14 protein-coding genes and 1 pseudogene are annotated in these 12,679 nt (G+C 33.6%); 12 read left to right on the top strand and 3 right to left on the bottom strand.

The annotated features are described in order from the left end of the window. The first annotated feature begins 8 nt into the window (after positions 1-8). The 8 genes and pseudogenes from tmk (at position 9) to ACFILL_RS05445 (ending at position 6,199) form a co-directional block, all read left to right on the top strand. Positions 9-653: a dTMP kinase gene (gene tmk / locus ACFILL_RS05480; protein WP_375643427.1), complete on the top strand. Its 645-nt coding sequence runs from the start codon at positions 9-11 to the stop codon at positions 651-653. Next, positions 650-1,693: a DNA polymerase III subunit delta' gene (locus tag ACFILL_RS05475; RefSeq protein ID WP_375611915.1), complete on the top strand. Its 1,044-nt coding sequence runs from the start codon at positions 650-652 to the stop codon at positions 1,691-1,693. The genes tmk and ACFILL_RS05475 overlap by 4 nt, the downstream gene beginning before the upstream one ends. A 76-nt stretch (positions 1,694-1,769) precedes the next feature. Beyond that, entirely contained in the window at positions 1,770-3,329 is a 1,560-nt protein-coding gene (gene metG, locus ACFILL_RS05470) for a methionine--tRNA ligase (protein ID WP_375637624.1), read from the top strand. Further along, positions 3,319-4,092: a TatD family hydrolase gene (locus tag ACFILL_RS05465; RefSeq protein WP_273791049.1), complete on the top strand. Its 774-nt coding sequence runs from the start codon at positions 3,319-3,321 to the stop codon at positions 4,090-4,092. Before metG ends, ACFILL_RS05465 begins: the two co-directional genes overlap by 11 nt. Before the next feature lie 10 nt (positions 4,093-4,102). After that, a complete protein-coding gene (locus tag ACFILL_RS05460) occupies positions 4,103-4,912 on the top strand; it encodes an MBL fold metallo-hydrolase (RefSeq protein ID WP_375631133.1) in 810 nt (269 codons plus the stop codon). Positions 4,913-5,022: 110 nt separating this feature from the next. Continuing rightward, positions 5,023-5,382, top strand: a complete 360-nt coding sequence (locus ACFILL_RS05455; RefSeq protein WP_375613428.1) for a hypothetical protein — start codon at positions 5,023-5,025, stop codon at positions 5,380-5,382. A 74-nt stretch (positions 5,383-5,456) separates the two neighbouring features. Then, positions 5,457-5,753 (top strand): annotated as a pseudogene (locus tag ACFILL_RS05450) (MBL fold metallo-hydrolase); the annotation flags it as partial. Between the two features lie 83 nt (positions 5,754-5,836). Further along, complete coding sequence (locus tag ACFILL_RS05445; RefSeq protein WP_375637625.1) at positions 5,837-6,199, top strand: hypothetical protein; 363 nt, start codon at positions 5,837-5,839, stop codon at positions 6,197-6,199. A 301-nt stretch (positions 6,200-6,500) separates the two neighbouring features. Here the strand turns inward: ACFILL_RS05445 and ACFILL_RS05440 are convergent, their stop codons facing one another. From ACFILL_RS05440 to pcsA, 3 genes are read right to left on the bottom strand one after another with little or no spacing between them, the layout of a single operon-like run. Next, positions 6,501-6,914, bottom strand: coding sequence for a DUF6163 family protein (locus ACFILL_RS05440; RefSeq protein ID WP_375631134.1), 414 nt, complete (start codon positions 6,912-6,914; stop codon positions 6,501-6,503). Next, positions 6,911-7,957: an enoyl-CoA hydratase/isomerase family protein gene (locus ACFILL_RS05435; protein ID WP_375643429.1), complete on the bottom strand. Its 1,047-nt coding sequence runs from the start codon at positions 7,955-7,957 to the stop codon at positions 6,911-6,913. Before ACFILL_RS05435 ends, ACFILL_RS05440 begins: the two co-directional genes overlap by 4 nt. Before the next feature lie 26 nt (positions 7,958-7,983). Continuing rightward, entirely contained in the window at positions 7,984-8,796 is an 813-nt protein-coding gene (gene pcsA / locus ACFILL_RS05430) for a phosphatidylcholine synthase (RefSeq protein ID WP_375637627.1), read from the bottom strand. Between the two features lie 182 nt (positions 8,797-8,978). On the opposite strand from pcsA, the gene ACFILL_RS05425 reads away from it, so the two are divergent. The 4 genes from ACFILL_RS05425 (at position 8,979) to sodC (ending at position 12,263) form a co-directional block, all read left to right on the top strand. Next, positions 8,979-10,205, top strand: a complete 1,227-nt coding sequence (locus ACFILL_RS05425; protein WP_375643430.1) for a UbiH/UbiF family hydroxylase — start codon at positions 8,979-8,981, stop codon at positions 10,203-10,205. A gap of 427 nt (positions 10,206-10,632) precedes the next feature. After that, complete coding sequence (locus tag ACFILL_RS05420) at positions 10,633-10,977, top strand: hypothetical protein (RefSeq protein WP_273791056.1); 345 nt, start codon at positions 10,633-10,635, stop codon at positions 10,975-10,977. After that, a complete protein-coding gene (locus tag ACFILL_RS05415) occupies positions 10,955-11,311 on the top strand; it encodes a hypothetical protein (RefSeq protein WP_375631138.1) in 357 nt (118 codons plus the stop codon). Before ACFILL_RS05420 ends, ACFILL_RS05415 begins: the two co-directional genes overlap by 23 nt. 424 nt (positions 11,312-11,735) lie before the next feature. Then, a complete protein-coding gene (sodC, locus tag ACFILL_RS05410) occupies positions 11,736-12,263 on the top strand; it encodes a superoxide dismutase [Cu-Zn] SodC (protein WP_273791249.1) in 528 nt (175 codons plus the stop codon). The last annotated feature ends 416 nt before the right edge of the window (positions 12,264-12,679 follow it).

Raw genomic sequence — 12,679 nt, 5'->3', positions numbered from 1 at the left:
GATCATACGTGTCAGGTTATTTTATTACATTTGAAGGAGGGGACGGGGTAGGGAAAACGGTGCAGATTTCTTTACTTGCTGAGTCTCTCTCACACCAAGGTTATGATGTTGTCACAACACGAGAACCAGGAGGAACACCAGGAGCAGAAGCAATCCGGCATATTTTGTTGTCGGGGCAGGCGCGACAGTATGGACCGTTGATTGAAGCTGTTTTGTTTACAGCTGCACGTGTCGACCATGTTACTGAGGTTATCGCACCTTCTTTGCAAAAAGATAAAATCGTTTTATGTGACCGCTTTATTGATTCTACACGCGTTTATCAAGGACTCAATGATACCGTCAGTTCTTCTCTTCTTTCTGTTTTAGAGTGTATTGCGCTCAATGGTATTTTGCCTCATTTAACATTTTTATTAGATATGCCTGCAATGTGTGGTATGAAGCGTGCAAATTTGCGAAGAAAAAAAACAGAAGAAATTGATTATTTTGAAAAAGATCTGTTGGAAATTCAAGAACAAAGGCGTCAGGCTTTTCTTCAATTGGCCAAACAGGAACCCCATAGATTTCGAGTTATTGATGCCACTGGCTCAGTGGAAGCCATTGCTCATCAAATAAAAAATATTTGTCATCAGGTATTGTTGGATCAGCTTTCATGAGTAATGTAAATACCTTACGCCAATATGATGATATTGATACAATTTTATCACCATCCCAGAACAATGTTATCTTTGGTCATGAGGATGTGCGTCATTTTTTGACACAAATGCTTAAAGAAGAGCGTTTACATCATGCATTATTATTTGAAGGAGAATATGGGATTGGAAAGGCTACATTAGCCTTTCATCTTGCTTGGAACATTTTAAGTTTTCAACAGAGTGCTTTCTTGAAACCCGATCCTTATTCTACCCCATGGCGCCAAATTACACAAGGAAGTCACCCTGGTCTTTTGTATATTTCACGTCGATTTGATGTGAAAACGCAAAAGTTTAAAACAGGAATACTCGTTGATGATATCCGTGATATTATGCATTTTTTAAGCCGAACATCACAAGAAAATGGATGGCGTATAGTTATTGTTGATTCTGCAGATGATATGAATAGAAATGCAGCAAATGCAATTCTTAAAATACTTGAAGAACCACCTACAAAAACGTTATTTGTTATTATCGCGCATTCTTCTGGCAAATTGCTTCCAACAATCCATTCACGGTGTCAAAAAATCTCTTTTCGTCCCTTGAATAACGATGAAATGAAAAAAGTCATTACACATATTTTCGCCAATCAGGATTTACCTGATGAGAAAACAATTGAAATGATTATTGAAAAATCTAAAGGAAGTCCTCGAAAAGCTGCTTTACTTGTTTGCCATGGCGGTTTTGAAATTATTAAAACAATTGATGCTCTCCTAGAGAAACCTGTTTGTAACGCAATGATTGTACATACTCTTGCACAAACATTTTCATCTGTTTCTTCTACATTCCAATTTCAACAATTTTGTGATGAAATTCTTAATAAAATTCAAAAAAAAGCTATCATGCTCGTTGAAAAGGGAGACTTATTTCTCTCAAAAAAATATGCGGAAAAATGGCGGGAGATTCATCAAGAAATAGAGGAAATACAACTGTTTAATCTCGATAAAAAGCAGTTTGTTATTAACTTGCTTTTTAAAGTTCATAAGATCATTCATGAGGATTAGTTTTTCCGTGACAATGCGATAAACAAACGTTATGTCATAATATCTTTTATTTATAGCGTTTTACAACGAGTATGACATGCGTGACACATATTACATAACAACTCCCATTTTTTATCCTAATGGTGCTCCACATATTGGACATGCTTATAGTGCAATTGCAAGCGATGTTTTAGCCCGCTTTCAACGGTTAAACGGAAAAAATGTATTTTTTCTTTCTGGTACAGATGAGCATGGTCTCAAGATGCAACAAACCGCAGCTGCATTAGGCATGACACCTCAGCAGCTTGCAGATCGTAATAGTGCGGTGTTTCAAAAAATGCTTGCAGTATTAAATTGTTCTAACGATGATTTTATCCGTACGACAGAAGAACGCCATTATCAAGCTTGTCAAGAAATTTGGAAAAAGATGGAAGCAAATGGCGATATTTATCTCGGTCGTTATACGGGGTGGTATTCGGTTCGCCAAGAAGCCTATTATGAAGAAAAAGATACGGAAGTTGGACCAGACAACATCCGTCGTGAGAAGGAATTAGGCTCTCCAGTTGAATGGAATGAAGAAGAAAGTTATTTTTTTAGACTTTCTCATTATGAAAAGGCTCTTCTTGAATATTATGAAAAACATCCTGATTTTATTGCTCCATTTGAGCGGCGTAATGAAATTATAAGTTTTATCAAATCAGGTTTAAAAGATATCTCTATTTCACGTGCAAGTTTTAACTGGGGAATTGCTGTTCCTGAGAATCCAAAGCACGTGATGTATGTCTGGGTTGATGCGCTTACAAATTATCTATCAGCAATAGGTTTTTTCAATGAAAATTCAAAAAAACGTGATTTTTGGCCTGCAAATACGCATATTATTGGTAAGGATATTATTCGTTTTCATGCAGTCTATTGGCCGGCATTTTTAATGTCTGCTGGAATTGAATTGCCTAAAAATATTTTTGCACATGGTTTTTTACTTAATCGTGGTGCAAAAATGTCAAAATCTATTGGAAATGTCGTTGATCCTTTTGAAATGGTTGAACACTATGGTCTTGATCAGGTCCGTTATTTCCTTCTCCGTGAAGTGCCATTCGGACAAGATGGTAGTTATAGTCATGAAAGCCTTGTGAACCGTATTAATGCTGATCTTGCTAATGATCTTGGTAATTTAGCACAGCGCTGTTTGTCTATGATTGCCAAAAATTGTAATGCACAAGTCCCGAAACCAGCTTCATTTTCAGCTCAAGATAAACAGCTTTTAGAACAATCTCTTCAAGTACTTGAAACTGTACACCAAGCTATGTCTTCTTATAGTATGCATTTAGCACTTTCAGCTATTTTTTCAATTGTAGCAGATGCCAATCGCTATTTTGCCAACGAACAACCTTGGAGTTTACGTAAAAATGATCGAGAGCGATTTTCTACAGTTCTTTATATAACTGTAGAAATCTTGCGGAGAATAGGAATTATGCTTTTGCCTTTCATACCCCAATCAGCAGCGAAACTTCTTGATAGCCTTGCGGTTGCTGAAGATGATCGGTTATTGTATCATATAAGTCATTCAAAAATTCAAGAAGGGCTTGATCTTCCACCACCAGAACCAATTTTTCCTCGTTATATCTTGAAGAAAGAAGATACTCATCATGTTGATTGATACACATTGTCATCTTGATTTTGAAGATTTTTCACAAGATTTGGATAATGTTATCCAACGGGCTTTAGATGCTGACGTTAAACGTATGATAACAATTTCAACCCATGTTTATAAGTTAGATAAGCTGTTAGCCATTGCGCAAAGCTATGATCAAGTCTTTTGTTCCGTTGGAACACACCCCAATCATGCGCATGAAGAACAAAATATTACAGCGGAAGAGCTTATACAGCTCTCGAATCACCCTAAAATTGTTGCGTTTGGGGAAGGGGGGCTTGATTATCATTATGATTATTCTACTCCAGAAGAGCAAAAGAAAGTTTTTCATGAACATATCATTGCTTCTCGAGAAACACAGATTCCTCTTGTTATACATTCACGCAATGCCGATATCGATATGGAGAAAATATTACGTGAACAGACAAAAGAAGGAGCTTTTCCCTTTATCCTTCATTGTTATTCGTCTGGAATGCAACTTGCTCGTGCTGGAATTGAACTTGGTGGTTATATTTCTTTTTCAGGTATTCTTACTTTTAAAAACGCATTTGAAATCCGTGAAATAGCAAAAATTGTGCCCCATGAGCATTTGTTAGTGGAAACAGATGCTCCATTTTTAGCCCCTAGTCCCCATCGGGGCAAAACAAATGAACCATCTTTTGTATGTTATACAGCAGCTGTTTTGGCTGAAACAATTGGCTTAAGCATTGAAGAAACAGCTCAAATAACAACGCGTAATGCTTTTCGTTTATTTAGCAAAATGAAATAAGGCAAAAGATATGTGTGATCAATACCGATTTACAATATTAGGTTGTGGTCCTTCTCCAGGAGTGCCAAGACCTAATGGTGATTGGGGAACATGTGATCCGAATAACCCTAAAAATAAACGCTACAGAAGTTCTTTATTAGTTGAACGTATTAAACCTTCAGGAGGCAAAACAACGATCGTTATTGATACAGGTCCAGATTTTCGCTCACAAATGATCGATGCGCGTGTAAGCCATCTTGATGCTGCTCTTTACACGCATTCTCATGCAGACCATATCCACGGTATTGATGATTTACGCAGCTATGCACTTGCACAAAAATGTTTAATAGATATCTATGCCGACAGATTTACACTAGAGCATCTCAAAAGTGCTTTCGGATATTGTTTTCAAACTCCAAAAGATTCATCTTATTCTCCCATTTTAAAAGAGCATCTTATCAATGAAGATAGCCAATTTATTATTCAGGGGCAGGGCGGAGAAATAAGCGTCAATACACATTTACAACACCACGGAAACATTCATTCCTTAGGTTTTCGGATTGGGAATGTTGCCTATTGTACGGATGTTAGTAAATTTCCTGAAAAAACTTTATCCAAATTAATGGATTTGGATGTTCTCATCATTGAAGCTCTTCAATTTAAATCCCATCCGAGTCACTTTTCTGTTGATCAAGCATTACAGTGGATAGAATATTTAAAGCCAAAACAAGCAATACTCACACATATGGACAGATCGCTGGATTACAATAAGGTTATAAATTACGTTCCATCCTATGTAAAACCTGCATATCAAGGTCTTACTTTTGAAACAGATGCATAAGCTTATTATGCGCAATATTTTAAGTTAAATAAAATACTTTTAAATTTATCCTTTATTTTATTTCATTTTTGACATATTTAGTACTTTTTTATGTCAAAAATGAGGCTTTTATGTATAAGAATTTTAAGCGGGGTGTATGTATTGTGGTTTTAGCGGTTTCCTTAACAGCATGTGGGGGGCGTTTAGAAAAAAATATTGCAACGACAACATTACATGACGGATCAATGAGTTGTGCCGATATTCAACGGGAGTTTTTTGCTAATAAACGTCAGATTAATGATACAATTGCAGAGCGTTCTAAAGCAAGAAATAAAAACGTGGCTTTAGCAGCGGCAAGTGTTGTATTTGTACCTGCTTTGTTTTTTATGGATACTAAATCCAGTGAAAGTAATGAAATTTCGGCTTTAAACAATCGTAATGCTGTTTTGAGTGATCTTGCACGTATGAAACGTTGTAAAATAATGCAATAATTTTCCTTATTTTATTATACGTAATTTCACTATCACTATTTTTGGTCTTTAAGGAATGTACTTTAAAGACCAATTGCACAGATGTTAGTGAGTTTCCTGAAAAAACGTTATCCAAATTAATGGGTTTGGATGTTCTCATCATTGAAGCTCTTCAATTTAAATCTCACCCAAGTCATTTTTCTGTTGATCAAGCATTACAATGGATAGAATATTTAAAGCCAAAACAAGCAATACTCACACATATGGATAGATCGCTGGATTACAATGTGGTCGCAAATTACGTCCCATCCTATGTAAAACCTGCATATCAAGTCAAGGTCTTACTTTTTAAACAGATGCGTGAACTTATTAACGAAATATATTTTTGTTGATAGTATATTTGTTAAAATTTTAATCTTACTTTTGCTCTATTTAAATCTCATTAAAAACATTTTGTGTTAAAAGTGAGGTTTTTATGTATAAAGAAAATTTTAAATGGGGTGTATGTATTGTCGTTTTAGCGTTTTTTTTGACAGCATGTGGGGGGCGTTTAGAAAAAAATATTCCAGTTACCACATTACATGATGGAACAATGAGTTGTTCTGATATTCAACGGGAATTTTTTGCTAATAAGCGCCAAATCGATGCTACAATTAGAGAGCGTTATAAAGCAAGAAATAAAAATGCGGCTTTAGCAGCAACAAGTCTTGTATTTCTTCCTGCTTTGTTTTTTATAGATCCTAAATCCAGTGAAAGTAATGAAATTTCAGCTTTAAATAACCGTAATGCTGTTTTGAATGATCTTGCACGTACGAAACGTTGTCAAATAGCACAATAATTTTTCTTAGTTTTATTATACGTAATTTCATTTTTTGGTCTTTAAGGAATGTACTTTAAAGACCAAATTTTATTTTAAAAGTAAATTGTATGATATAAATATGATGATGTTTTAAAGGAGGGTTTTCTTTTGGGATAAAGGATTTATCTTCTGTATCATGTTATCGCATAATATATATTATGGAACTTTATAGAAATAGTATATCTAGCATCAGCGCTTTGAAGAATGAATCTTTAAAATGAGCTACTTAAATTAGCTAAGATTGAAAATCGAGCCTGTTATTCTGGCTCGAAAATTTCAATCACAATGTTTTTTTATTTTTTACTCTTTTAAAAAAAATCATCACAATTTGTAGTGCTATAAAAGCTAAAAACAATATTCCATGAAATAATGGTACAAATGGCTGATAAATAAAATCGGAATAATACATTGTTATTGCTTCAATCAATGCTGCAATACACCACACAATGATGCCCCATAGTGAATACATCCAAAGTCCAACTAAGGCAATAGGATAGAGAATAGCCAATATAACTGATGCAAATTGCCACTGCCAAGGCATAAGATCAAAACGCCATAGAATACCTGGAAAAACACCAACAAGGCGTATCCAATAACAAATACCTAGAACTAAGCAAATAAGTGCCAAAAACCGTAAGTAACAGTTATAGATTAAATTGATTTTTGAAATCTGTTTGTGAGAATTATTTTTCACAATAATAACTCTTGTTCAACAGGTTGGAAGTAAGAATCTACCATTTCATCTGTCACATTTGAAAGTTTATCTGGCTGCCATTGAGGTCTTTTATCCTTATCGATTAACATAGCACGTATACCTTCATAAAAATCATGTGAATGAATCATATGATGCGCTATGCGGTTTTCAATTTTCATACAATCTTCCAACGTTTGAGATGAATTTTGTTTCATTTGTTTCCAGATAACTTTTAAACTTGTCGGAGAACGTGACTGCAAAATATCATAACATTCTTTAGCAAATAAAACATCTTCATTGCTTTTTTTATGTAGTAACTCAAGACATTCTTCTAAGCTATGGGCACTAAAACAACTGTTAATAATACAACGTATTTCATAACTTGTTTCATAGTCTTTTGTAATTGCTCGCTCGTTTAAAGCTAAAGTGGGATCTCCTTGCTCAATAACAGCTTTTCTAATCATATCGAATTCAGTTTCAGCAACGGCGTGTGTTGCTAATCCTAAATTTAAGCAATCTCCCCACTTTATGCGTGCGCCCGTTAATGCAAGATAGATGCCAAAATGATTGGGAAGAGATGGTAAGAAAAAACTTGCACCTACATCTGGGAAAAATCCAATCGCACCTTCTGGCATAGCAAAAACTGTATTTTCTGTAACAATTCGATGCGAACCATAGAGAGAAATACCGACCCCTCCTCCCATCCAAATACCGTTTAAGAAAGCAATGTAGGGCTTTGAAAAATGTTTGATATAAGCATTTAAGCTATATTCATCCCTAAAGTATTGACAAGAAGCAACACTTTTCCCCATATGATAGATTTCTACAACATCTCCACCAGCACAAAAAGCACGCCCCTCCCCTTCAATTAAGACACAAGAAACATTATCATCTGTTTCCCATGTTCTGAGAGCTTTTTTTAAAGCTGAAACCATTCGTTGATTAAGAGCATTTAATGCTGAAGGACGTGTGAGCTTTATAATACCAGCCCGCCCTTCTTTCGTAAAAGAAATATCATCATCTGCTCCAAAATTAATTTGCATCTCACACCCTTCTTAAAACAACTATTTCATTGTTTTTTTATATTTTTTGCCCCAAGTTGAGGAAATATTTGCATGATTGCACCAATACAATATATATAAATTCCTGTTACCGAAATTCCTATTTTAACCCAATAGGGAGCCTCTAGTTGATAAAAGAAGGCAGAAATACCAAAAAAACACCATAAGAGAAAAATGGGAAAATTAACCCTACGTAAACGAAGGACTCTTACTGGATGAATAAAATAAATTGGCAAAAAAGATATAATCGCCGATAAAACAATAATGATAAAAGTAATCCACTCTCCTGGTCTGACGACAAAAAGCGTAAAAATCATCATATTCCAAACAACAGGAAATCCTTTAAAAAAATTTTCTTTGGTTTTCATACTAGTATCTGCATAATAAATAGCAGATGAAATAACAATAATTGCACTCAATGAAAATGATAACCCTACCCCCATAAAACCACTTTGATAGAGTGCAAAGGCAGGAATTAAGACATAAGTCACGTAATCAATAATATTATCTAACAGCTCTCCAGACCATGTTGGAAGAACGTATTTAACATCAAGTTTACGTGCAATTGGTCCATCTATACCATCAACGAGAAGAGCAAGCCCAAGCCAACAGAACATAGCTGTCCATTCTTTTTGAGAGGCTGATATAAGAGAAAGAAACGCTAAAAATGATCCCGAAGCTGTTAGTAAATGAACAGAAAAGGCCTTTGCTTGTGGCATTGTTACTTTTTTATGGCGTAATAATTTAGCATTTGTTTTGATTTTCTTTGTTAGTTTACGTTTCAAGTTTTTCTTATCCTCGTTTTTAAAGTCTTCAACCATCTATCAATACGCCATTTTTTACCGATGATATAACTCAGCATTTTAAAAAAACATAAAAAGGTTACTTTTTTATATCGCATTATTTATTACATACTATAATAGAAGAGCTTCATATAATAAAAAGAGAGCGATCATTTGGAAATGTTAAAATATTTTCTCAATGGAGAAAGGTTCAAGTCATTGTGATATTTGAAAAGGAAGAGCATAAAGATATTGCTGTTATTGGTGCAGGCCCTGTCGGAATGTTAGCGGCGCTGAGTCTTGCACATGAGGGGCTTTCTGTTTTTCTTGTTGGGCCCCCTGCTCATACAGATGAGTTACGGACAACTGCTCTTATGATGCCTGCAATACGCATGCTTCAAAAACTCAATATTTGGGATAATCTTCAAAAACATGCAGCAGCTTTATCTTCCATGAGAATTATAGATATAACTTCTAGAATTGTGCATGCTCCTACGGTGCATTTTTCTTCTGCTGAAATTGGTGAAAAAGCTTTTGGCTATAATATACCTAATGTAAAATTGAACAGTGCTTTAGTCGATGCTGTTACACATACGCCTAATATTACAAGATTTGTTTCTGCAGCCAAATCTGTTCATCACACAAAAAAACATGTATGTATTACTCTTGCTGATTGTAGAGTCATTCAAGCACCACTTGTTATTGCAGCTGATGGACGTCACTCTCTTACACGTGCCGCAGCAGGGATAAGTGTCAAACAGTGGAATTATCCACAAAAAGCACTTGTTCTCAACTTTTCTCATGAGTTTTCTCATCAAAATACATCAACCGAATTTCATACAGAACACGGTCCATTTACACAGGTTCCACTACCAAGACGAAGATCTAGTCTTGTATGGGTTGTTCATCCTTCCCGTGCTGAAGAATTATTGAATACAGAACCAAAAACAATTGCAAAAATGATCGAAAACAAAATGCAATCAATGCTTGGAAAGCTAAGCTTAGAAACATCAATTCAAGCATGGCCGCTTTTCGGACTTCTTTCTCGTCATTTTGCTGCTAATCGAACAATTTTAGTCGGTGAAGCCGCTCATGTTTTCCCCCCTATTGGGGCACAAGGATTGAATTTAGGATTCCGTGATGTCCAAACTTTAATTGATATTTTACCTAATAAAATATCCAATTCTAACTCTGAAATGATTGTTGCACATTATAACAAATGTCGCAAACCAGATATATTAATCCGAAGTGGAGCTGTTCATACACTGAACTCTGCTCTACTTTCTCATATGTTGCCTGTTCATATCATACGAAGCATTGGGCTTGGTTTGTTACATAGTTTCCCACCATTACGTAATTTATTTATGCGCGAAGGAATGTATCCGGGTTATGGATTCAAGGAAATTATGCAAATATCTCCAACAAAATCATCAAAACAGCCCTACTGAACAATAATGGACAATAACGTAAAATAAAAAAATAATAAATTGCATTTTGCAATCATATCATATTACTGATGCAAAAAATATCTTTGTTCTTTCTAGGAAAGAAAAAATTATTATATATATTTAGCATATTGATATGAAATAAGATAAAACTTAATTATAGACTAAAGCTTAAATTGTAAAGATATCTTGCTAAATCACATCTGTTAAATTTTGCACTATAAAGAAAATGAAAAATAATACCGTTTTTAAAGAGTTATTTTATAATATTAATTTTAATAAGAAAATAAATAATAAAAAACAGTTTTATTTAATCAATGGATTTTAAAATCTTTTTATTATTAAGTATAATATTAAAAATAAAATCATCTTTGGAACCTGTTAGTAACACAGAGGTTAATGAAGTGTTGTTTTAACAAATGGTAACAAGATGACACTAAATAAATTTTTGAAATTAAGTACTTTTTTTATAATGATTGTATGTGTCTCGTTGATAGTCACTACTTCAATAAGTGAAGTTTTTCACCTTCCTTATTGTCAAACCTTTACCTATAGCTCTACTCAAAATGTCACTAAAATAGGTCAGAACTCATTTACTGCTTCACAAGTTAAAAATTGTCTTATGCAAAATGGTTTTGAGAATATTAAACGATTGCGTTTAGATGACAATGGCATCTGGCGTGCTTTAGTAAAATTTAAAAAGTCCCATTTTTTCGTATCCGTTGACTATTCAGGAACAGTTAGCATTCAAAATGAAAGAAAAGAATATGATTGATTTTAAAACTTACAGCAACGTTTCTTTTTACAGCCGTAAGAAAAAAAATTTAAAAAAGTGCTGCCATTCTATTAAAGAATTTGCTTTCATTGGCGGTTTAAATGGAAGCATATCAGGAGCTATCGCGGCAATTCTTTCAGCTTATGGTTATATTGCTCTTCCAGGATTTGGTCCAGTTATCGCAATGGGTATAGGAGTAGCACTTTCTGCCGGAATAATAATAGGAGCACTGATAGGATCAGGAATGGGAGGAAGTGTCGGTATATGCTGTATTTTATGGGAAATTTATATGAATCATAATAATTCTTTCTCTTATAAATTTCATAATGAATAGAAATTTCTCGTCATTTTTTCTATGAAAAACAATTAAATCATCAACAAATTATATGTTCTTTTTTTTGATGAAACGATTATCATATTATAAATGAAATAACATCTAACTTATTAAAACTGTTTGCTTAATTCTTTATTATACATCAAAAAAGTAGATTTTTTAAAGCATCTCTTGAAGAAATGTAAGCGAGATATAATTATCAGTCTATGGAAGCTACATTTTTTATAGATCAAAAAATGAAAGTTATGTTTAGAAATATATATATATAAACATACTTTAATTTATTTGCTCTTTCTAATAACTAATATTTCTATTTAAATTATTTTTGTAAAAGTTCAATTTAAGACACTTATATAATATATTATTATATATAGATTATTAATTATAGATAATAATCTATTTAAAATAAGTATAAAGGTATTTTATGAAAAAAATATTATTATCATTATTGTTTTTTATGGCATTTTTAATTCATAAAAATTCTGTATTAGCACTATCAACACAAGTAAATATTTATAAATTAGAAGATAACAATTTCAAAAAGGCTATTGGTAGCATTAAAATTGAAGAAAACACGTACGGTTTGATTTTCATCCCTAATTTATCTACTTTATCAGAAGGGATGCATGGTTTTCATGTACATGTGAATCCTTCATGTGATACAAAAGATGGCATAATTGGTGGAAGCGCAGGTGGACATTATGATCCGGAACATACCGGAAAACATTTAGGACCTTATAATGTCAATGGTCATCTTGGTGATTTACCAGCACTTTATGTTGATAAGCACGGATATGCCATAATGAGCGTTCTTGCTCCACGATTAAAAAAAATCTCTGAAATTAAAGGGCGCTCTTTAGTCATTCATTTAGGGGCTGATAATCAATCAGATAAACCATTACCGCTTGGCGGAGGTGGTGCACGTTTAGCGTGCGGTATTATTGAAAAATAAAGAGAGTATTGTGGCAAACTGTGATAGTACACCCCTTTACTATAAGATGTGAGAAAAATTTATTTTTTAAATCTATTTCAAGAAATTGAGTAAACTGTGTGAATATTTTATAAAATTAATATTTTTGAATGTTTACTTCGGATAATAAAAAACTTAATAATAATCAAAATGAACAGCAGTAGAAATTAAAGAAATAGTAGTGTAAATTCTCTGTAAGAAGACTTCAATATGAGAAAGTAATATTTTTAATGCTTGATATAAACAAAGCAAAAAAGTCGAATTTCACTCTCTAAAGTAGCAAATTTGTAATAAATTATAGTCATTAAGTCTAGTATCTAATGGAATCATGCCCAATGCACAAAATAGAACAGGCCTAAAACAGAATTTTTACTCTTCCCCGACTCAACCCCACTCAT

Origin of the sequence: Bartonella sp. AP20NXHL (assembly GCF_042196165.1) — a bacterium.
Taxonomy (GTDB): domain Bacteria; phylum Pseudomonadota; class Alphaproteobacteria; order Rhizobiales; family Rhizobiaceae; genus Bartonella.
The sequence above is the reverse complement of the archived record's forward strand: the minus strand, read 5'-3'. Positions and strand labels throughout refer to the sequence as shown.